This window comes from Monashia sp. HAY1-2A (assembly GCF_056755315.1).
Window position 1 is genome coordinate 1 of sequence record NZ_JBNDHY010000080.1, and the last position, 21,110, is coordinate 21,110.

Annotated in this window: 21 protein-coding genes; 12 read left to right on the top strand and 9 right to left on the bottom strand. The window is 71.4% G+C overall.

Annotated features, from left to right (window positions below; genetic code table 11):
- Positions 1-238 precede the first annotated feature (238 nt).
- Positions 239-1,366, bottom strand: coding sequence for a DNA polymerase III subunit beta (gene dnaN / locus ACPYOM_RS13025; RefSeq protein WP_481346284.1), 1,128 nt, complete (start codon positions 1,364-1,366; stop codon positions 239-241).
- Positions 1,367-2,145: 779 nt separating this feature from the next.
- Complete coding sequence (gene dnaA, locus ACPYOM_RS13030) at positions 2,146-3,882, bottom strand: chromosomal replication initiator protein DnaA (protein ID WP_481346285.1); 1,737 nt, start codon at positions 3,880-3,882, stop codon at positions 2,146-2,148.
- Positions 3,883-4,420: 538 nt separating this feature from the next.
- Here dnaA and rpmH point away from each other — a divergent pair.
- The 8 genes from rpmH to ACPYOM_RS13070 all read left to right on the top strand — a co-directional run bounded on the left by rpmH (position 4,421) and on the right by ACPYOM_RS13070 (position 11,084).
- Positions 4,421-4,558 carry a 50S ribosomal protein L34 gene (gene rpmH, locus ACPYOM_RS13035; protein ID WP_010849920.1) on the top strand — a complete coding sequence of 46 codons (138 nt, stop codon included), beginning with the start codon at positions 4,421-4,423 and terminating at the stop codon, positions 4,556-4,558.
- Positions 4,559-4,575: 17 nt separating this feature from the next.
- A complete protein-coding gene (gene rnpA, locus ACPYOM_RS13040) occupies positions 4,576-4,926 on the top strand; it encodes a ribonuclease P protein component (RefSeq protein ID WP_481343883.1) in 351 nt (116 codons plus the stop codon).
- Positions 4,923-5,306 carry a membrane protein insertion efficiency factor YidD gene (yidD, locus tag ACPYOM_RS13045; RefSeq protein ID WP_481346286.1) on the top strand — a complete coding sequence of 128 codons (384 nt, stop codon included), beginning with the start codon at positions 4,923-4,925 and terminating at the stop codon, positions 5,304-5,306. The genes rnpA and yidD overlap by 4 nt, the downstream gene beginning before the upstream one ends.
- Before the next feature lie 78 nt (positions 5,307-5,384).
- A complete protein-coding gene (gene yidC, locus ACPYOM_RS13050) occupies positions 5,385-6,353 on the top strand; it encodes a membrane protein insertase YidC (protein WP_481346287.1) in 969 nt (322 codons plus the stop codon).
- Positions 6,354-6,453: 100 nt separating this feature from the next.
- The gene (locus ACPYOM_RS13055; protein ID WP_481346288.1) at positions 6,454-7,143 is read left to right on the top strand and encodes a Jag family protein; all 690 of its coding nucleotides are present in this window, start codon (positions 6,454-6,456) and stop codon (positions 7,141-7,143) included.
- 74 nt (positions 7,144-7,217) lie between these two features.
- Complete coding sequence (gene rsmG / locus ACPYOM_RS13060; RefSeq protein WP_481346289.1) at positions 7,218-8,012, top strand: 16S rRNA (guanine(527)-N(7))-methyltransferase RsmG; 795 nt, start codon at positions 7,218-7,220, stop codon at positions 8,010-8,012.
- Positions 8,013-8,250: 238 nt separating this feature from the next.
- Complete coding sequence (locus tag ACPYOM_RS13065) at positions 8,251-9,651, top strand: ParA family protein (protein ID WP_481346290.1); 1,401 nt, start codon at positions 8,251-8,253, stop codon at positions 9,649-9,651.
- A gap of 296 nt (positions 9,652-9,947) precedes the next feature.
- Entirely contained in the window at positions 9,948-11,084 is a 1,137-nt protein-coding gene (locus ACPYOM_RS13070; protein WP_481346291.1) for a ParB/RepB/Spo0J family partition protein, read from the top strand.
- Between the two features lie 48 nt (positions 11,085-11,132).
- On the opposite strand, the gene ACPYOM_RS13075 is transcribed toward ACPYOM_RS13070, so the two are convergent.
- Positions 11,133-12,590 (bottom strand): hypothetical protein, encoded by a 1,458-nt coding sequence (locus tag ACPYOM_RS13075; protein ID WP_481346292.1) that lies wholly within the window; start codon positions 12,588-12,590, stop codon positions 11,133-11,135.
- A gap of 166 nt (positions 12,591-12,756) precedes the next feature.
- On the opposite strand from ACPYOM_RS13075, the gene ACPYOM_RS13080 reads away from it, so the two are divergent.
- Entirely contained in the window at positions 12,757-13,617 is an 861-nt protein-coding gene (locus ACPYOM_RS13080) for an Fpg/Nei family DNA glycosylase (protein ID WP_481346293.1), read from the top strand.
- Positions 13,618-13,682: 65 nt separating this feature from the next.
- Here ACPYOM_RS13080 and ACPYOM_RS13085 read toward each other — a convergent pair whose 3' ends face one another.
- Together ACPYOM_RS13085 and ACPYOM_RS13090 are read right to left on the bottom strand one after the other, a co-directional pair.
- Complete coding sequence (locus ACPYOM_RS13085) at positions 13,683-14,084, bottom strand: PNPOx family protein (protein ID WP_481346294.1); 402 nt, start codon at positions 14,082-14,084, stop codon at positions 13,683-13,685.
- Between the two features lie 11 nt (positions 14,085-14,095).
- Positions 14,096-14,419: a DUF1905 domain-containing protein gene (locus ACPYOM_RS13090; protein WP_481346295.1), complete on the bottom strand. Its 324-nt coding sequence runs from the start codon at positions 14,417-14,419 to the stop codon at positions 14,096-14,098.
- Positions 14,420-14,480: 61 nt separating this feature from the next.
- Here ACPYOM_RS13090 and ACPYOM_RS13095 point away from each other — a divergent pair, with 61 nt between their 5' ends.
- Both ACPYOM_RS13095 and ACPYOM_RS13100 read left to right on the top strand, forming a co-directional pair.
- On the top strand, positions 14,481-15,371 hold the full coding sequence (locus tag ACPYOM_RS13095; protein ID WP_481346296.1) for a metallophosphoesterase family protein: 891 nt from the start codon (positions 14,481-14,483) through the stop codon (positions 15,369-15,371).
- Positions 15,372-15,496: 125 nt separating this feature from the next.
- Positions 15,497-16,324 (top strand): alpha/beta hydrolase, encoded by an 828-nt coding sequence (locus ACPYOM_RS13100; RefSeq protein ID WP_481346297.1) that lies wholly within the window; start codon positions 15,497-15,499, stop codon positions 16,322-16,324.
- A gap of 7 nt (positions 16,325-16,331) precedes the next feature.
- On the opposite strand, the gene ACPYOM_RS13105 is transcribed toward ACPYOM_RS13100, so the two are convergent.
- Positions 16,332-17,348, bottom strand: a complete 1,017-nt coding sequence (locus ACPYOM_RS13105; RefSeq protein WP_481341806.1) for a glutathione S-transferase family protein — start codon at positions 17,346-17,348, stop codon at positions 16,332-16,334.
- A gap of 88 nt (positions 17,349-17,436) precedes the next feature.
- On the opposite strand from ACPYOM_RS13105, the gene ACPYOM_RS13110 reads away from it, so the two are divergent.
- Positions 17,437-18,159: a GNAT family N-acetyltransferase gene (locus ACPYOM_RS13110; RefSeq protein ID WP_481346298.1), complete on the top strand. Its 723-nt coding sequence runs from the start codon at positions 17,437-17,439 to the stop codon at positions 18,157-18,159.
- On the opposite strand, the gene ACPYOM_RS13115 is transcribed toward ACPYOM_RS13110, so the two are convergent.
- From ACPYOM_RS13115 to trxB, 3 genes are all read right to left on the bottom strand, one after another.
- Positions 18,136-19,356 (bottom strand): N-acetylmuramoyl-L-alanine amidase, encoded by a 1,221-nt coding sequence (locus ACPYOM_RS13115; RefSeq protein WP_481341803.1) that lies wholly within the window; start codon positions 19,354-19,356, stop codon positions 18,136-18,138. The genes ACPYOM_RS13110 and ACPYOM_RS13115 overlap by 24 nt on opposite strands.
- Positions 19,357-19,506: 150 nt before the next feature.
- Entirely contained in the window at positions 19,507-19,830 is a 324-nt protein-coding gene (gene trxA, locus ACPYOM_RS13120; protein ID WP_207556001.1) for a thioredoxin, read from the bottom strand.
- Between the two features lie 93 nt (positions 19,831-19,923).
- Entirely contained in the window at positions 19,924-20,958 is a 1,035-nt protein-coding gene (trxB, locus tag ACPYOM_RS13125; RefSeq protein WP_481346299.1) for a thioredoxin-disulfide reductase, read from the bottom strand.
- Positions 20,959-21,110 lie beyond the last annotated feature (152 nt).

Sequence of the window (21,110 nt, forward strand, 5' to 3'; positions counted from 1 at the left end):
TGCCGAGACCGATCAGACCGAGCTGCATGTCGGGAGCCTTTCTGCACAGGGTGGGGAGAGTCACAAGCGGTTCGAGGCTACGCCTGCCGAGCGAGCCGACGCACCGGCGGTCCGCGCCGGTGCGAACGACGTACCCGACGACGTCCGGGACGGACGCTCACCGTCCGGCGCGGGCCCGGTCCGGCGGATCGGTCGGACCCGTCTGTTCCGTCGGACGCCTCGCGCCGGGCCGAGCCGGTCAGCTGGCGAAGCGGACCGGCATGAGGACGTAGCGGTAGGAGGCGTCGGGCTCGCCGTCGACCTCCTGCTGGCCGGAGAGCACCGCGGGGCGGCTCGGCTGCGTGAACGACAGCCGGCTGAACGCGGTACCGACGGCGTGCAGGCCGTCGAGGAGGAACTGCGGGTTGAACGCGATCTGGATCTCGGGCCCGGTGAGCGTCGCCTCCACGGCCTCGGACGCCTGCGCGTCGTCCCCGGTGCCGGCCTCGATGGCCACCTGGCCGTCGGTGAACTTGAGCAGGACCGGGGTGTTGCGCTCGGCGACGAGGGCGACGCGCTTGACGGCCTCCTCGATGGCGGCGGTCTCGACGACGGCCTCGGTGTCGACGCTCGTCGGGAAGATCGAGGTGACCTTGGGGTACTCGCCGTCGAGCAGGCGCGTCGTGGTCCGACGCTGGCCGGCCTCGAAGCCGATGAGCCCGTCACCGCCGGCGCCGAAGGCGAGGGACACCGAGCCGGACGCGCCCAGGGCCTTGGCCGTGTCGGACAGCTGTCGGGCCGGGACCAGGGCGACGTGGCTGGCGTCGGACTCGCTCGGTGTCCACGTCAGCTCACGCATCGCGAGGCGGTAGCGGTCGGTGGCGAGCAGCGTCACCTTGTCCCCGTCGATCTCCATGCGGACGCCGGTGAGGATGGGCAGCGTGTCGCCGCGGTCGGCGGCGATGGACACCTGGGCGACGGCCTGGGTGAAGGTGTCGCCGGCGATGGTGCCGCTCGCCTCGGGAGCCGCGGGCAGCGTCGGGTAGTCGGCGGCGGGCATCTCGCGGAGGCTGAAGCGCGAGGAGCCGCACGCGACGTTGACCTTGGTCCCGTCCGTGCTGACGTCGATGGGCTTGTTCGGCAGGTTGCGGGAGATGTCCGCGAGGAGCCGGCCGAGCACGAGGACCTGACCTTCCTCCGCGACGTCGGCCGGGACGGTGATCTTGGCGGACACCTCGTAGTCGAACGCCGAGAGCGTCAGCGAGCCCTCCTCGCTGGCGTCGATGAGCACACCGGCGAGAACCGGCACGGGCGGGCGTGCGGGCAGACCACGCGCCACCCAGGTCACGGCCTCGGCCAGGACGTCTCGCTCAACCCGAAACTTCACGGTGCTCTCACTTCGACAGGTCGGACATGGGGGCTCAGACACTAGTCCCTGTGCCGAGGCGGCACCACAAACACGCCACAAACGGTCGGCGGCCGCGGGCGGGCTGCAGCTGGAGTGTCGGAGGAGAGCTGTTCCGTTCCGCACCTGCCGGCTGTCGGAGCGCTCGGGACCCTCGTTGTCGGGGCATCTCTCGTCATCTGGGTTCTCGTCATCGTCATAGGTGCTGTGGATCCTGTGGACAAGGCGCGTCCCGGCTGGTCAGGGCCCGGATGGCGGTGTGCAGAGGATGTGGGCGGGCTGCCCCGTCGATTCGCTGCGGGTGTGGACGGCCGGGCGCCGTTCACACCGGGCTCACAAGGAGGGTGCAGTTTTTCCGCAAGATTTCCGACCTCGTCCACACCTGTCCACAGTGTCACTGTGGAAACAAGTGGAGCGGATGTCCGTTTTGGCCGGATTGATGACTAGTCACCTGTGGACAGACGTGGCGATCGGTTCCACAGAGTTGTCCACAACGGTGGACAACCACAGCTGTGGATCAGCCTGTGGGTTCCCGGCCCAGGCTCACGGGCCGGTCGCGTTGTGCACACAGCTGTGGACAGACGTGTGGATGGCTGTGGAGGCCGGCGATCGGCGATGGGTGTCCGTGGTGTGGCGACTAGTCACCTCTGCGCGCTACGTCCCATTGATCCCGACTCGGTGGACGTCCGCGCCGCCTCGGGGCCCCCAGGGACACGAACGCGCCGGCGCAGCCCGCGGCTGTCCGTCGCGCGAGGGGTCCGTCAGTGGGACTGCTGCCGGATGCGGTTGGTCAGCTCGGTGACCTGGTTGTAGATGGCGCGGCGTTCACCCATGAGCTCGCGGATCTTGCGGTCGGCGTGCATGACCGTGGTGTGGTCGCGGCCGCCGAAGTGCTGGCCGATCTTCGGCAGTGACAGGTCGGTCATCTCGCGGCAGAGGTACATCGCGATCTGCCGCGCGGTGACGAGCTGGCGGGAGCGCGACGAGCCGCAGAGGTCCTCGAGCGTCACCGCGTAGTACGCCGCCGTCACCGCCATGATCGTCGCGGCGGTCACCTGGTTCGGCGTCTCGTTCGGCAGCACGTCCTTGAGGACGATCTCGGCGAGCGGGAGGTCGACCGGCTGGCGGTTGAGGTTGCTGAAGGCCGTGACGCGGATCAGGGCACCCTCGAGCTCGCGGATGTTCGTGCTGAAGTTCGTCGCGATGTACTCGAGGACGTCGTCCGGCACCTTCATCCGGTCCTGGATCGCCTTCTTGCGCAGGATGGCGATCCGGGTCTCGAGGTCGGGCGGCTGGACGTCGGTGAGCAGGCCCGACTCGAACCGGGTGCGCATCCGGTCCTCGAAGCCGGACAGCTCGCGCGGCGGCAGGTCGCTCGTGATGACGATCTGCTTGTTCGCGTTGTGCAGCGTGTTGAAGGTGTGGAAGAACTCCTCCTGGGTCTGCAGCTTGCCCTGGAGGAACTGGATGTCGTCGATGAGCAGCACGTCGACGCTGCGGTACCGGGCCTGGAAGGCGCTGGCCTTGTCGTCGCGGATGCTGTTGATGAAGTCGTTGGTGAACTCCTCGGAGTTCACGTACCGCACCCGGACGCCGGGGAACATCGTGCGCGCGTAGTGCCCGATGGCGTGGAGCAGGTGGGTCTTGCCCAGCCCGGACTCGCCGTAGACGAAGAGCGGGTTGTACGCCTTGGCGGGCGCCTCGGCGACGGCGACGGCCGCCGCGTGGGCGAACCGGTTGCTCGCGCCGATGACGAAGGTGTCGAAGGTGTACTTGGGGTTCAGTCGCGTGTCGCCGACGACGGGGGGCTCCGGGCGCTGCTGGCGCAGCGGCCCGCTCTCGCCCCCGGCGCGCAGCGCGTCGGCCGGGTGGTCGGACCCCCCGTAGGCCTGCAGCCGCGGCTCGTCGAGGTCGGCGCCGTCGAGGGCCGGAGCGCTCTCGGCGAGGTCGCGCAGGGGGTTGGGGTTGGCGGCCGCCGGGTGCACCTGCGAGTAGGGGCTGCCGTGCGGGGGCTGCACCGAGGCACCGTGCCCGTTCGACCCCGTGGGCCCGCCCGGCACGGTCTGGCCGAGGCCGTGGTTGACGCCGTGGTCGGGCAGCTGGCCCATCTGGTCGAACTGGCCGTGGTGGCCCTGGTGTCCGGGCGTGGCCGAGAACGGGTTCGACGGACGGGCGCCGTCCGAGAGCGCGGGCTGCCCGGTCGGCTCGTCGCTGATCAGACCCAGGTCGGTCTCGAGGGTCTCGTCGACCGACACCGCGAGCTGTACCGGGTGGCCGAGCTGCTCACCGAGAGCGGCGTGCACCTGCTCGCGCATCCGCGTCTCGAGGAAGTCCTTGGTGAAGTTGTTGGGCACCCGAACGAGGGCCGTCTGGTCCAGGACGCCGATGAGCCGGCAGAGCCGCACGAACGCGCGCTCGCGGTTGGACAGGCCCACCGAGTCGAGGGTGCGAAGCGTCTCCTGCCAGATTCGTGCGTAGTCGACGCCTGCATCGGCCACCTCGTCCCACCTACCCCTGAGTCGTTCCTCGTGCACCGGTCTCGCGGGCACCTGCGCGGATCTCACCCGAGTCGGCGCTCGGGTCGGACGGCTCGAGGGCCGTCCGCTGTCCGGCTGAACGATGCCCTGTTGTCCACACCTTTGTCCACAGCCTGTGCATGGGTGGGCGACGATGGTGAAGGTCGAAACGTACCTCGCGGGGCCGCCTCTGACAATCGCGCCGTCCACAGATTCGGTCAACTCACGGCGTGTCGCCTTGAACACGGTGCGGCGGGCCCCAGTATCGGTGGGTTCGGCAGCCCTCAGGCGCCCACCCGCGTCGGTTTGACCCTTCTTCCGGCGCTCCCGTATCGTTGACCGAGCGTGTCTGCGACCTCTTTCGCATGCCCATGGCGCCTCGTGGCCCACCCGGTCGTTCGGGTGGCGCCGAAGCACCACGGGCTTGCCGATTGCGGTCGCCGAGACCACGCCCAGTCCCACCCCCACGGGAGCACGGGTCGACGCTGTCGCCCGTTCCCCGCGACCAACGGAGAACCTCGTGAGCAAGCGCACCTTCCAGCCGAACAACCGTCGCCGCGCCAAGACGCACGGCTTCCGTCTGCGCATGCGCACCCGCGCGGGTCGCGCCATCCTCGCCGCCCGTCGTCGCAAGGGCCGCGCCGAGCTCTCGGCCTGACCGCCCGGGGCCTCGGCGTGCTGCCGGCACGTCACCGTCTGCGCGAGAGCGCGGACTTCGCGTCGGCAGTCCGGGGGCCGGGCGCCAGCAGAGCGGGCGGGCGACTCCTCGTCGTGCATGCCAACCGGACCGATGCGCGTGCGGACCTTCCGCCGCGCGTCGGTTTTGTTGTGTCCAAGGCCGTCGGGAACGCCGTCGTCCGCAACCGGACCAAGCGCCGGCTGCGAGCCAGCGTGGCGGGGCACCTCGACGGCGTCGCGACCGGGTGGGATCTCGTCGTCCGGGCGAACCCGGCTGCGGCACAGGCGAGCTGGGAAGAGCTGGACGCGGCGCTCGGACGTCAGCTCGAGAAGGTGACCAGGCCGTGACCCTCAGCGTCAGCTCGGTGCTCGCGGCCCCGCTCGTGCTCGCGGTCCGCCTCTACCAGCGGTTCGTCTCCCCGCTCAGGCCCCCCACCTGCCGGTTCTACCCGAGCTGCTCGGCGTACGCGGTCACCGCGCTGACGCGCTTCGGCCCGATCCGGGGTAGCTGGCTCACGGTGCGGCGGCTCGGCCGGTGCCACCCGTGGAACCCGGGTGGCGTCGACGACGTTCCGCTCACGTGGGAAAGCCGCAACGCGGTCCGACCGGAGGACTTCCGGCCGACGGACGCCGATGAGTCGGCCCGGGTGGGAGCGGCGGTGCCCTCCGAGCCGGGCCACGGACCGCCGACACCGCACCGGCACCACCACGGAGAACCCACCACCTGACCACGCGGCACCACGGTGCCGACCAGTGGTGACCGGCCCGAAGGCTCGGCCGGCTCACCGGATGACAGAGGACACACGTTGAGCGAGTTCTTCAACACCCTGCTCTACCCGATCAAGCTGGGTGAGGCCTGGGTCATGTACGCCTGGCACTGGCTGTTCGATGCCGTCGGGCTGCCCACCGGCTGGGCCTGGGCCTTCTCGATCGTCGGCCTCACCGTCGTCGTCCGGCTCCTGCTCATCCCCCTCTTCGTACGGCAGATCCACTCCTCGCGCCGGATGCAGCTCATCCAGCCGGAGATGCAGAAGATCCAGAAGAAGTACAAGGGCAAGCGCGACCCGGAGAGCCAGAAGGCGCAGCAGCAGGAGATCATGGATCTCTACCGCCGCACGGGCACCAACCCGTTCAGCAGCTGCCTGCCGATCCTCATCCAGAGCCCGTTCTTCTTCGCGCTCTTCCAGCTGCTCAACAACCTTCGCGCCCAGGCCGAGGGCAAGCAGCCCGGCATCGGCCCGATCACCAACGAGGTCGCCCGCGCCATCGAGGGTTCGACGATCTTCGGCGCCAAGCTGTCCGACGCCTTCATGACCAGCGGTGAGACGAGCGTCAAGATCCTCACCGCAGTGCTCATCGTGCTCATGTCCGCGACGACGTTCACGACGCAGTACCAGCTGATGCGCAAGAACATGCCGGCCGCCGCGCTGGACAACCCCTTCGCGAAGCAGCAGAAGGTCCTGCTGTACCTCATGCCGATCTTCTTCGCGATCTCCGGCATCAACTTCCCGATCGGTGTCCTGCTCTACTGGTTGACGACGAACCTCTGGACCATGGGTCAGCAGTTCTACGTCATCCGCAACATGCCCGCGCCCGGGTCCGAGGCCGAGGCCCGGCGGCGCGAGCGCCTCAAGCGCAAGGGTCGCGACATGGAGGAGCTCACCGTGCCCGGTCTCGATGGCGACGCCGTCGAGGAGGCCCCCAAGGCGGGCCAGCGGCAGCAGCCCAAGAGCAAGAAGCGCGCGAAGGCCGCCCCGCCGAAGAACCGCCGCTGAGGCGTTCATCCACAGTCTTGTCCATAGCTTCCGGCCCGCTGACCTGCGACGACATGAGTCGTCCACAGATTCCGGCTCCGGTGAACGAAGGAGTTACCCCATGAGCGACACCCAGGCGACCGGCGACGTGGCACTCGACACGACGCCCGACACGACCACCGACACCACGAGCGGCGCGACGGACCCGACGGACCCGACCGCCGACTCGACCACCGACCCGACCGACACGGGCATCGAGGCGGCGGACGAGGGGGCGACCGACGACGGTGACGCCGCCCCCGCTGCGGCGGACGAGACGGGCAAGCCAGACAGGTCCTCGCGGGTGCGTCAGCTCGAGCGCGAGGGTGAGGTTGCCGCCGACTTCCTCGAGACCCTCCTCGACATCGCCGACCTCGACGGGGACCTCGACGTCGACGTCGACGGTGACCGTGCCGCGGTGGCCATCGTCGACTCCGAGGACGGGCGCGTCCCGCGCCGCCTCGTCGGCCCGAACGGAAAGGTGCTCGAGGCCCTCCAGGAGTTGACCCGTCTGGCGGTCCAGGCCGAGACCGGCGAGCGCAGCCGCCTCATGCTGGACATCGCCGGGCACCGAGCCGAGCGACGCTCGACCCTCGTCGACCTCGCGAAGACCGCCATCGAGCAGGTCAAGGCGACAGGGGAGAAGTCTTCCCTCGAGCCGATGTCGGCCTTCGAGCGCAAGGTCGTCCACGACGAGGTCGCGGCCGCGGGGCTCGTCTCGGAGTCCGAGGGCACGGAGCCGCACCGTCACGTCGTCATCCTCCCGGCCTGAACGCGGCCCGTTTCACGTGAAACGCGGCGGGACGCGTCGAGCGTCCGCCGGCGACGGAGGGCGAGGAGCACGGCGTGGGTGACGAGGAGCTCGGGACGAGCGGACCACCGGCCACCCCGGGCATCGCCGCAGCGGTGTTCGGAGCGCGACTCGAGCTCGCCGAGGAGTTCGTGGCCGTGCTTGCCGACACCGGCATCAGCCACGGGCTCATCGGGCCGCGGGAGGCGCCGCGCCTGTGGGACCGGCACGTCCTCAACTGCGCAGTGGTGCACACGGCCATCCCCGTGCGTGACGCCGGCGGTCAAGAGGTCATCGACGTCGGGTCCGGCGCCGGCCTGCCCGGGCTCGCCCTCGCCATCGCCCGTCCCGACCTGCACCTGCACCTCGTCGAGCCGCTGGCCCGACGGACGGGCTGGCTCTCCGGCACCATCGCCCACCTCGGCCTCGACAACGTCACCGTGCACACGGCCCGCGCCGAGGCGCTGTGGGACGTGGTCCGCGCGCCGTGGGTCACGGCGCGGGCCGTCTCGGGCATCCTCCAGCTCGCGGAGTGGACGCTCCCGCTGCTGGCGCCGCACGGGAGCGTCCTCGCCCTGAAAGGCCTGCGGGCGAGGGGGGAGCTCGAGGAGAGCCGGACGGCTCTGGCGCGTCTCGGTGTCGTCGACGCGGCCGTCGAGGAGTACGGCGCGGGGGTCCTCGACGAACCGACGATCGTGCTGCGAGCGACGATCGAGGAGGCGGTGGATCGGCGCAAGTTCCGCTCCCGAGCACCGAGCAGCGCCGGATCCGCGCGTCGGCGGGGCGATCGGCCGCGTGGTTCGCGGCGCACCGGCCCGGCGTCGAGCAGACGTCGGCCGCATCAGACATGATCGTGTCGAGACCTTTCCGGCGGTGGGCGGGGCGACGTCCCCGTTCTCATCACCACCGCCTCCGCACGCGATCCCCGGAGGTGCACTCCCCGTGACGATGTCGACGAACCTGGGGTGGCCCAGCGAACCCGAACCGTCGCCGGAGCACCGTCACCTGGGTTGGCTCGCGCGAAGGCTCGCTGTTTCACGTGAAACAGACCACGCACCGGCGGTCGGCGCAGGCTCGAGGAGCGACGACGTGGGGGAAGCTCCCACGGCGGTGGTGGTCGACGCGACGCTCGCCACCCCGGTGCGCGACGAGGAGGGGACGCCGGCCGCCGAAGGCTCTTCGGCTCCGACGACCGGGCGGTCGGACGTCGACCGGGCCGAGCCGGGAGCCGCGGAGGCCCTCGAGGAGCAGCCCACCGACGCATCGGTCCCCGGGCGAGCAGTCGTCGGCTCCGGTGCCGGTGCCGCGGCCCAGCAGACCACAGCCGTGGAGGTTCTGGCGTCCGAGCCGGCCCCGACGGAACCACAGGACGAGGTGCCAGCAGCACCTGAGGCCGAGCACCCCGAGGCCCTCGGGCCGCCCAGCCAGACCGATGACGAGGAAGACCGACCTGTGGACAATGCGGTGGATGACCCGCCCGAGAACACGCTCTCCACGCAGGAACCCGGCCTGTCCGCGGCTGGGGACAACGCTGTGGACGAGAGCGCCCGGCACCGTGCCTACGCCGAGGGGCTCGCCGAGCGGGAGGCCCTCGTGGCTGCCCTGCCGGCCGCCGACGCGGACACGCCGCTGGCCCGCGAGCTCGCCGACAACGCACGGCGTCGCATCCAGCTGACGGGTCGGCCGTTCCCGAAGCCAGCCGCACCTCGCGTCCTCACCGTCGCCAACCAGAAGGGCGGCGTCGGCAAGACGACGACCACGGTGAACATCGCCGCGGCCCTCGCCCAGTCCGGTCTCACGGTTCTCGTCATCGACCTGGACCCGCAGGGCAACGCGAGCACCGCCCTCGGCATCGACCACCACGCCGAGGTGCCCTCGATCTACGACGTGCTCGTCGACGGCAAGCCGCTGCTCGATGTCGTGCAGCCGTGCACCACCGTCGAGGGGCTCTACTGCGCACCGGCGACGATCGACCTCGCCGGTGCCGAGATCGAGCTCGTCTCCCTCGTCGCCCGCGAGTCGCGGCTGCACAAGGCGATCGGGGCCGCCGGGGAGCAGGGCCACGGCTACGACTACATCCTCATCGACTGCCCCCCGAGCCTCGGTCTGCTCACCGTCAACGCCATGGTGGCCGCGAGCGAGGTCTTCATCCCGATCCAGTGCGAGTACTACGCCCTCGAGGGCCTGTCGCAGCTGCTCAAGAACATCGAGCTGGTCCGGGCTCACCTCAACCCGCCGCTGCACGTCTCGACGATCCTGCTGACGATGTACGACGGGCGCACCCGCCTCTCGGCCCAGGTCGCCGAAGAGGTCCGTGAGCACTTCCCGGAGCAGGTCCTGCGCACCACGGTGCCCCGGTCGGTCCGCGTCTCGGAGGCGCCGAGCTTCGGCGAGACGGTCCTGACGTACGACCCCACGAGCAGCGGCGCCCTGGCCTACCTGGAGGCGGCGGGCGAGATCGCCGACCGCGGCGCCGACGGCCGAAGCTGACCCGTCTGCGGCCTCTCCAAGGCCGTGCTTCTTCCGTTTCACGTGAAACACGGGTGCTTCCGGGTGCCGCAGGCTCTCATGCGTCGCCACAGGTCTCACTCCTGTTTCACGTGAAACAGGAAGCGTCCCAGCGACTGCCTCGTGCCATCGGCACCGTCCGGGCTCCCGCGGGCGGGTGCGTTTCACGTGAAACGCCCGATTCGGCGCGACGTGCCGCCTGCACGTATCCCCACAGCGATGCACCTAGACTGACCGCGGGCGCGACGGCCGCGCCCGACATGGTCTGAGGATGTGGAATGGCGGAGAAGCGTCGGGCACTGGGTCGGGGTCTGGGAGCACTCATCCCGAGCGCACCGAGCGGGGGGACGGGTCGGCCCGTCGACGTCTTCTTCCCCGAGCAGAAGCGTGACGAGAACGGCGGCGGAGCGGTCGCCGTCGCCGTTGTGGAGACCGACGACACCACGGAAGCCGCCGAGACCACGGGGACCGGCAGCCCCGCCCAGCAGCCCGGCGCGACCGGTGACGCGGCGCCGCCCAGCCAGCAGGTGACGGAACCGACCCCCTCCGAGGCCGACACCACGGATTCGCAGCTCGCGGTCGTTCCCGGCGCGGAGTTCGCAGAGCTCGACATCGACTCGATCCGGCCCAACCCCCGCCAGCCGCGGACGGTCTTCGACGAGGACCACATGGGCGAGCTCGTCCACTCGATCCGCGAGATCGGGGTGCTCCAGCCTGTCGTCGTGCGCCGCATCCCCGAGGAGCAGCTCGCCGAGGCCGACGGCAAGCGTTTCGAGCTCATCATGGGCGAGCGTCGCTGGCGCGCGTCGCAGCAGGCCGAGCAGGCGACGATCCCGGCGATCATCAAGGACACGAGCGACGACGACCTGCTGCGCGACGCCCTCCTCGAGAACCTGCACCGCAGCCAGCTCAACCCGCTCGAGGAAGCGGCCGCCTACCAGCAGCTGCTCGACGACTTCGGCTGCTCCCACGAGGAGCTGGCGACCCGCATCGGCCGGTCCCGGCCACAGATCTCCAACACGCTGCGGCTGCTCAGGCTGCCCCCGCTCGTCCAGCGCCGCGTCGCAGCCGGTGTCCTCAGTGCCGGCCACGCCCGGGCGCTGCTCGGGCTTCCCGACGGCGCCTCGATGGAACGCATGGCTCAGCGCATCGTCGCCGAAGGCCTCTCGGTGCGCACGGTGGAGGAGCTCGTCGCGCTCGGTGAGGGCGGACAGGCGCCGAAGCCGCGCCGGCCGCGCGCCGGCTCGCGGCATCCGCAGCTCGACGAGTACACCTCCGGCCTGGCCGACCACCTCGAGACGCGCGTGGCCATCGCGCTCGGCCAACGCAAGGGCAAGATCACCGTCGAGTTCGCCTCGATCGAGGACCTGCGTCGCATCATGGGACTCATGGGCATCGAGGGAAACCACCGCTGAGAGCTCGCCGTCACCCGCGCCGGGGGTGACGGCAACCGGCTGCGGTCCTCAGAGCCAGGTGGCCGGCCTCGGGACGACCACGCCGATGGCATCCCCGACCTGGACCACGGGTCCGGACCCCACGCGGGCCGCCAGCTCGGAGCACTGGCTCCCGGCGCACCAGTGCGTGACGACGCCGGCGTACTCGTAGAGCATCATCTGCACCGTACCGACCGTGATACCCCCCGCGGCGGTTCGACGCTGCGCAGGGTTCTGGTACAGGACCACGTCGTGCAGGCCGGTGCGTTGCTGTGCGGCCACCACGGCATCGACGATCGCGGCGTACTCACGCCGCGTCTGCTGGTGGGCCGAGACGTCCGATCGCCACTGGACCAGTCCGGCGACCGACAACGCGACGAGGAGGACGAGGCCGACCCGCCGGGGCCAGCTCACGCTGGACAGGAGCAGGCCGGCCGGCACGACGGCGAGCAACCAGCCCCAGAGCAAACCCCGGGGATTGGTGGTGACCCCGGTGACGAGGGTCTGGGCTCCGCCGAGGGCGATGACGAGGACGAGACCGGTGAGGACGCGCAGCCACGCCCCCCGCGTCCGGGGGTCGAGGAGGGCGACGATCCCGGCGACCGCCCCGAGGACGAGCGAGGGTGGGCCGAGCGCCTTGGCCAGTCCCTTCAGGTCGACGAGGTAGCGGTGCGCGTTGACCACGAGGGCGTGCAGACTGTGCGCGGCGTTCGGGTGACGCCAGGCTGATATGCGAACTCCGAAGTGGCGGAAGGCGATCCAGTTCAAGGTGTAGATCGTCAGGATGCCGATCCCGTAGACGACGACGAAGAGCGCGCAGGCGGCAAGGGTCGTTCGCCAGGGGCGTCGGCGCAGGTGGACGAGCGCGGCGACGAGGACGACGGGCGCCAGGGGCGGGTACGTCAGGACCGAGAGAACCGTCGCCACGAACCCCCAGACGACGAGGCGGCCGCGACCCACCGATGCGCGCGGAAGGGTCCACACCGCGAGGGCCGCGACGACGGCCGAGGGGGTCAGCGTCGCCGGCCAGTAGACGAGTCGCTCCCACAGCGGGGAGGCGAACACGGCCAGAGCCAGGAGGGCTGCGGCCGCCCGGCCACGCACGTCGAACAGGCGCACGAAGCCGACGACGAAGGCGCCGTAGGCCACGGCGTAGAGCACCGACGCGACGACGGGCATCTCGTGCTGGCCGACGACGAGCCACCAGACGTAGTTGAGCCAGCGGCCCTCGGTGAGGTTCTTCTGCCAGACGCCGGAGCCGCCCGGGATGTGTTCCGGCAGCAGGTACGGCCAGTCGTCACGGCGGATGAACGGCGTCACGACCTGCGCCACGTACCCGCTGACGAGGACCCCGGCGACGACGGCCAGCACCGCGGCCCACGCCGGCGCCCGGTCGGAGGCCGGGGTCCCGAGCCCGGAGGCGGGATCGTCCGTCGGGTCGTCGCGCATCCGCCGCACCTGCACGGAGTCAACGGAGTCAGTCGCCATGGTCCCCTCGTTCCCGGAAGCCGCCGGCGACTGCTGTTCCCCCGGTGGCAACGATACGGTAGCCGCGGACGCTCGGCGAGCCGTCCCCGCGTCGCCGACCGCGCCGCGGTCGACGACGCGCCCGGTCGTCCGAGACACCCGTCCCCCTACCCGACCGAGGAGAGCCGTGCCCGAGGGCCATACGATCCACGCCCTCGCAGCCCGCCTGGAGCGCGCGTTCGCCGACCGCGTCGTCGCCGCCTCGAGTCCGCAGGGGCGGTTCGCGGCCGATGCCGCCCGGCTCGACGGCCAGCAGTTGCACGGGGCGCGGGCCCACGGCAAGCACCTCTTCGTCGACCTCGGACCGGAGACGCTTCACGTCCACCTCGGCCTCATCGGCACGTTCCCGGTGCGACCGGCCGGGCCCGACGGAGTGCCGGCGCCGCTGCCGACGGTACGGCTTCGCCTGGAGACCGACGCCCACTACGCCGACCTGCGGGGGCCCATGACGTGCACCGTCGTCGACGCGCGCCGGGAACGTGAGATCGTCGGCACGCTCGGCCCGGACCCGCTGCGTCGCCGGCAGCAGCCCCAGCGGGCACTTCAGCGAATCCGCAAGAGCCGCAAGGGGATCGGCGAACTCCTGATGGACCAGTCGGTCGTCGCCGGGGTCGGCAACGTGTACCGGTGCGAGGTGCTGCACCGGCAGGCGATCGACCCGATGACGCCCGGTCGAGAGCTGTCGAGCGGGGCCTGGGAGGCCCTCTGGGAGGACCTCGTCCTCCTCATGCCGCTGGGGGTGACGTTCTCGCAGATCCTGACGATGCAGGACCAGGTCGACGCCGCTCGCCGGCTCCGACGCAGCGGTCGGGCGCGAGCCATCACGGAGTCGCTGACCGGCGAGCGTCTCGGTGACCACTTCGAACGTCGCTTCCTCGTCTACCAGCGCACCGGGTTGCCGTGCCCCAGGTGCGGGGCACCCGTGCGGGACCGCACCGTCGCCGGGCGGACGCTGTACTGGTGTCCCGAGTGCCAGGTGCGCCGCTGACGCCTCCCCTCGACGGCCTCGACGGCCCAGTGCCTCGGTGCCCTCGACCGGGTCCTGCCACGAGCTCACCACCCGGTGAAGGGAGCTCGGGCCAGAACCGGGATCTCGACGAAGTCGTGGCAGCCCAGGACCGGCAGCAGCGCGCGCGGCGGCTGCGGCATCCGTCGCAGGCCCTCCTCCTCGTCGATGAAGACCGGCGGGCCGAGCGTCAGCAGCTCGTCGCGCAGGTGCATCCGTCCGCCACCGGCGGCGCGGAGGTTGGCCAGCCAGTCGACGCGCGGCCCGTACGTCAGGGCGACGGTGACATGGTCCGCGCCGTCGAACGCCATCATCGGGACCCGGAAGACGCGCCCGGACCGCCGACCCACGTGCTCGAGCTCGACGAACCAGCCGTGCCCCGCGAGGTGGACCATCGCCTTGTTGAGGACGTCCCGGTTCAGCGTCGTGACGGCTCGGGGGATCGGCATCGGCCCGCTCCTCAGCCTGTGACGCCGTCGGTGACGAGATCCAGCCGCAACCGCACGACGTCGCCGAGCTCGACGCGCTCGGCGCGGCGCACGTGGGCCTTGACCGGGACGACGAAGCCACCGTCCTTGGGGAACAACGACGTCCGGAACTCCGTGCGTCCGAGGCGCCCCCGCACCGGTAGGCAGCCCCAGCCGTAGCTCGCGAACGACCACGCGGCGACCTCCGCCAGCTCGGGCTCGGGCACGACGACGAAGTGGAAGGGCGAGGGTCCGCGCCAGTAGACGACCTCACCGGTGAAGTCGACGCGAAAGAGCCCCTGGGCGCTGGAGGACACCCACCCAGCATCGCTCCCACCGACCCCGATCACAACGACGCGCACCGCATACATTGGCGCCATGGTCTTCACGGGGAGCCGACCGGCACCGACGCACGTCCTCGCCCACCTGTCCGACGTGCACCTCATCGCCGGTGGGGGGCTGCTGCAGGGCCACATCGACACCGTCGCCCAGCTGCGCAAGGCGCTCGAGAAGGTCGAGGCGTCGGGGGAGCGCCTCGATGCCCTCGTCCTGTCCGGCGACCTCACCGACAGCGCCCAACCGGAGGCCTACGCGACGCTGCGCGAGCTCGTCGAGCCGGTGGCCGAGCGTCTCGGCGCCACGGTCGTCGTCACGGGCGGCAACCACGACGAACGGCGCCCGCTGGCGCAGGGCTGGTACGGCCTCGACACCGACGAGCCGCAGGACCGCGTCACCGTCGTCCGCGGCCTGCGGATCATCGACGTCGACTCGGCCCTGCCCGGCTTCCACCACGGTGGGTTCTCGGAGGCCCAGTACGCTTGGCTCGCAAGGGAGCTCGCGACCCCGGCCGAGCACGGGACGATCCTCGTCATGCACCATCCGCCGATCACCTACCGGTCCCCGGTCATGCAGCTGCTGGACTTCGACGACCCCGACCGGCTCCGCGCGACGCTCGAGGGCACCGACGTGCGGGCCATCCTCAGCGGCCACCTCCACGTCACGAGCTTCGGGACGCTCGGGCACGTCCCGGTGCTCGTCGCCGGCGGGGTCTCGTACGTCGACGACGTCGGCGCCCCGCGCGAGCTGCTCATGGGCGTCGACGGCCCGCAGTCCTGGAACCTCGTCGAGGTGCACGCCGACCACGTCGTCGCGACGGTGGCCCCGGTGGAGCAGCACCCGACGTGGCCCAGCCTCAGCGACGCCGTGGTCGACTACATGGCAACGGTGCCCGAGGAGGAGCGTCGCACCGTCTTCTCGACGAAGCGCTGACCTCTCCACGAAGCGCGCGGAAATTTCCCGATCCACGTGTCGAGACGCCGTCGCCCCGTTCGACATGGGGATGACCGACCCAGCCGGTAGCGCGTCAGCGCGACCACCAGACCGAGGAGCCCAGCATGAGCCCGACCCCCACCTCCGTGACCGCCCTTCAGCACGCGACGTCTGCAGACGGCACGACGATCGCCTACGAGACCTACGGCAGCGGTCCCGTCGTCGCCGTCGTCGGCGGCGCCTTCTGCGACCGCGGTTCCTTCCGCGACGTGGCGCAGGCGCTCGGCGCGCTCGGCCTCACCGGCGTGACCTACGACCGGCGCGGACGCGGCGACAGCGGCGACACGCAGCCCTACGCCGTGCAGCGTGAGGTCGAGGACCTCACGGCGGTCATCGGGGCGGCGGGCGCGCCCGGGGCCCCCGCCTACGCGTTCGGCGTGTCCTCCGGGGGTGCCCTCGTCATCGAGGCGGCCGCGGGCGGCGCCCCGCTCGCCAGGGCGGCGGCTCTCGAGGTGCCCTACCGCACCGAAGGCTGGCCGTCGCCGCCCCCGGACTACATCGGACGTCTCGAGCGCCTCGAGGCCGCCGGCGACCGGGAGGGCATCCTGCGGTTCTTCAACACCGAGGCCGTGGGCATGCCCGACGAGATGGTCGACGGCCTCAAGGGCACGCCGATGTGGGAGCCGATGTTGTCGATGACCTACACCGTGAAGTACGACGGCCTGTGCCTCGGTGGCGACGAGCAGGACATCCCCGCCGAGACCTTCGCGAAGGTGACCATCCCGTTCCTGTCGGTCTGCAGCAGTGGCACGCAGATGCCGTGGCTGCACGACGCGGTCCAGGTCGTCGCCCGCGCGCTGCCCGACGGCCGGGCGGTGGAGCTGCCCGGAGACTTCCACCACGTGCCCGCCGCGACGCTGGCTCCGGCGCTCGCCGACTTCTTCAGGGCCTGATCCGGCCTCAGAGCAGGGCCAGCGCCGGGTTGTGCTCGGGTGGCACCACTTCGCGCACCGGTCCCGGCGGGGTCCCGTCGCCGAACGGGGACCCGCCGAGGGCCTCGCGGCCGTGCGGCGTGGCCCAGTTCTCGAGTGCCGGGCCGAGCGGGACGACTCCGGTCGGGTTCACGTCGCGGTGCACGACGTAGTAGTGCCGCTTGATGTGCGCGAAGTCGATGGTGTCGCCGAAACCGGGGGTCTGGAAGAGGTCACGGGCGTAGGCCCACAGGACCGGCATCTCGGTCAGCTTCGAACGGTTGCACTTGAAGTGCCCGTGGTAGACCGGGTCGAACCGCACGAGGGTCGTGAAGAGGCGCACGTCCGCCTCGGTCACGTGGTCGCCGACCAGGTAGCGACGCGTCGCCAGGCGTTCCTCGAGCAGGTCGAGGTGCTGCCACAGCCGCCGGTAGGCCTTGTCGTAGGCCTCCTGGGTGCCGGCGAAGCCGCACCGGTAGACGCCGTTGTTGACGTACCGGTAGATCGGCTCGCTCACGGCCTCGATCTCGTCGGCGAGCTCGGCCGGGTAGAGGTCGGGCGCACCGTCGCGGTGCAGGTCGCGCCACTCGGTCTCGAGGTCGACGGTGATCTGCTTGAAGTCGTTGGTCACGACCTGCCCGGTGGGCACGTCGACGACCGCCGGAACCGTGATCCCGCGCGGGTAGTCCGGGTCGCGCTTGAAGTAGGCGTCCTGGATGCGGGGGATCCGCAGCACCGGGTCGAGCCCGCCGGGGTCGAGGTCGAAGGTCCAGCTGCGGCTGTCGTGGGTCGGGCCGCAGATGCCCATCGACAGGGCGTCCTCGAGCCCGAGGAGCCGGCGCACGATGATCGCCCGGTTGGCCCACGGGCAGGCGCGGGCGACGACGAGGCGGTAGCGACCGGCCTCGACCGGCCAGCCGTCGCGCCCGTCACGCGTGATCCGCGTCGTGATGTAGTTCGTGTCCCGCTTGAAGCTCTTCTCGACGTAGGTGCCCGGCTCGCTCATGCCGTCCACCCTAGGCGGAGGCCCGCGTCCGAGGGCCCTCCGCGCGTCCGGTGTCCCCGTCGTGCCGGTGGCGGGACAGAATGGGCCCATGCCCGGAACGAGGACGCGTGAGCTACGGCCGCTCACGCCCGACCGCGTCGCGGACCTCGTCGGGTCCTGTGCGCCGTGCACGTTCTGGCAGACCGTCCCGAACAACGGCCACGGTGACCCGGCCGACCCGCTCGCCCTGCTCGCGGCGTGGGTGGAGTCGGTGACGACCGACTGGGGGCCACCCGGACGCGTCGCGTACGTCGACGGCCGCCCGGTCGGGCACGTCGTCGTCGCGCCGGCCCGGCTCGTGCCGAGGCTGGCCGCCTTCCCGACGTCGCCGTCGGACCCGTCGACGCTCATGCTCGTCACGGCCGTCACCGCCGACGCGTCGGGCGGCGCGGACCTCGCGGGACGCGTCGGCAAGGGGCTGCGCAAGGCGCTCGTCCAGGCCGCCGCCAAGGAGGCCCTGCGGCACCGGGCGCGCTCGCTCGACGTCATCGCCGCACGTCCGCTCGCCGTGGACCGGCACGACTGCGTCCTCGAGGCGCGGGTGCTCGAGGACGCCGGCTTCCGCGTCGAGCGTGACCACCCGTCCTACCCCCGGCTGCGGATCGACCTGCGGACCCTCGTGACGATCCGCGACGAGGCCGCGGAGGCGGTGCGCCGCGCCCTCGCCGCGGTGCCCGCCGTACGCCCGGTTCCCGAGACGCACCCCAACGGGTCGAGCCACGCGCGGACCGCCGACGACGCGTGGGCGTCAGGTACCGGTGCGCGGGGGTGAGTCGGAGGCTCCGACGTGCTGACGACGCATGGCCTCCAGGTGGCGACGCAGGTCGTCGAGGCGCAGCACGCCCGTGCGCGCCGTGTCGGCCTCGCCCAGGTACATCCGCTGGAGCGCGACGACGACCGCCTCGGCCACGGCGTCGAGTGTGCGCGTGTCCGCCAGGGCCGCGGCGTCGCCGTCGTTGTTGAGGTAGCCGAAGTCGAGCCGCACCGCGGGCATCCGGGTGCGACGCAGCAGCGGCCAGGTGCGCGCGTGCGTGCGGCAGTCGGTCAGGCCGGTGCGCGCCACGACCTCGCGCAGCAGCAGGTCGGCGAAGTGCTCGCCCGTGGTGGACCAGCCCGCGCCGTCGGCGTGGCCGTAGAAGAACGTCGCGACGCCGTGCGCCGAGCCGGTGGCGCTGTGGTCGGTGTGCAGCGACAGCACGAGGTCGGCCTCGCACGAGTTGGCGAACGCCGCACGCTCCTCGTCGGAGCCACCGTCGGTCGCCGCAGTGCGGGTGAACACGACGCTGACGCCGTGGGCCGACAGCCGTCCCTCGATGCGCCGGGCGAGGTCGAGGGCCACCTCGGCCTCGACGAGGCCGCGGTGGCCGGTCGCCCCGGCGTCGCCCGCGCCGTGGCCGGGGTCGAGGACGATGGTGCGCCCGCTCAGCGAGAAGCCGCTGCGACGGATGTGCTCGCGCTCGCGCAGGGCGTTGGCCGAGCCGCCGACGACGGAGCGGCGCAGCCCGGCGAAGGCGCGCATCGTCTCCGGACCGACGACCCCGTCGGGCACGAGGCCCACGGCAGCCTGGAAGCGCCGCACCGCGGCGTCGGTCTCGGGGCCGTGCAGGCCGTCGATCTTGCCGGGGGTGAAGCCGAGCTCGGCCAGACGCGCCTGCAGCGTCACGACGTCGTCCCCCTCGAGGAAGAACTCCGGCAGGTAGCGCAGGACGCGGTCACCGAGGCCCCAGCGTGCGCCGTCGAGGGCCGCGAACGTGGAGGGCCCGACGACGCCGTCGACGAGCAGGCCACGCCGCTGCTGGAACGACTTGACGGCCTGCTCGACGCGCTCGTCGAAGATCGGGTCGCCGAACCGGTCGGTGTGGCCGGCTCCGCCCGACAGGTCACCGGTGACGACGAGCCGCTCACAGACCGCGGCGACGGCGGGACCGGAGTCACCTCGTCGGAGCACGACCGACGGGAGAGGGGTCATGACGGCTCCTTCCGGTGGAGGGGCCCGGGCGCGGACCGGATGCTCGAGGGACGGTGGGCACGGTGGGCACGTGGCTCGACCCATCGGGCAGCCTAGTACGCGAAGGGGGTGGCGCCGTGTCGGCGACCACCCCCTTGACGTACCCGCGCATCAGGCGATGAACTCCTCGAGCTCCCGCAGCAGCTTCGGCTTCGGGTGCGCGCCGACGATCGTCTTGACGACCTCGCCCTTGACGTACACGTTGAGGGTCGGGATCGACACGACGCCGTAGCGGGCCGCGGTGTCGACGTTGGCGTCGGTGTCGAGCTTGACGATCTCGATCTTGTCGCCGTACTGCTCGTTGATCTCCTCGAGGATCGGGGCGACCTTGCGGCACGGGCCGCACCACGTGGCCCAGAAGTCCACGAGCACGGGCTTCTCGCTCATGAGGACGTCGTCGGCGAAGGTGGCGTCGGTGGTGTTCTTCAGTGCCATGGAGATTCCTTCTCGTGTGCGGCTGGCGAGTGGGCGGTGCGGACGGGGGCCGTGCACGGTTCGTGCACGCGGTCGGACCGGTGGTCCTCGGTGTCAGGCTCCGGCGCCGACGGTGGCACGCGGGTCGGGGATCGGACCCGCGTCGGTGTCGTCGATCGCGGCGGCCTCGGCGGCGGCCTCGGCGGGTGAGTCGGTGTCCTCGAGCGCGGCGAGGTAGTGCTCGGCGTCGAGGGCGGCGGCACAGCCCGACCCGGCCGCCGTGATGGCCTGGCGGTAGGTGTGGTCGACGAGGTCGCCCGAGGCGAAGACGCCGGGCACGTTGGTCCGCGTCGACCGGCCCTGGACGAGCACGTAGCCGGCGTCGTCGGTCTCGAGGACGCCCTTGACCAGCTCGTTGCGCGGGTCGTGGCCGATGGCGACGAACAGACCGCTGACCGCCAGCTCGCGCGTCTCGCCGGTGACCGTGTCGCGCAGCGTGACGCCGGACAGCTTGTCCTCGCCGTGGATCTCGGCGACCTCGGAGTTCCAGGCGAAGCGGATCTTGTCGTTGGCGAAGGCGCGGTCGGCCATGATCTTGCTCGCGCGCAGCTCGTCGCGGCGGTGGATGATCGTGACGGTGCGGGCGAACTTCGTCAGGAAGGTCGCCTCCTCGATGGCGGAGTCGCCGCCACCGACCACGGCGATGTCCTGGTCACGGAAGAAGAAGCCGTCACACGTGGCGCACCACGAGACGCCGTGGCCGGACAGCTCCTTCTCGCGCGGGAGGCCGAGCTCGCGGTAGGCCGACCCCATCGAGAGGATGACGGCCTTCGCGCGGTGCACCCTGCCCTCGCCGTCGGTGACGGTCTTGATGTCGCCGGTGAGGTCGACGGCGGTGACGTCGTCGGTGACCAGCTCGGCGCCGAAGCGTTCGGCCTGCGCCCGCATGTTGTCCATGAGGTCGGGGCCCATGATGCCGTCGCGGAACCCGGGGAAGTTCTCGACGTCGGTCGTGTTCATCAGGGCTCCACCGGCCGTCACGGCGCCCTCGAACACGAGGGGCGCCAGGTTCGCCCGCGCCGCGTACACCGCGGCCGTGTAGCCGGCGGGGCCGGAGCCGATGATGATGACGTTGCGGACGTCGGACATGGGGACTGCTCCTCGGTGACGCTGGGGGTGCTCGGATGCGCGCGCGCCGCCCCGTTTCCCGGGGCGCTGCGGGCCACATGGGCCTCAACCGATCCTAGGCGGTCGTTGTTCCCGCGCCTCCCAGCCCGCGCCGGGACGGCTCAGGGCAGGGG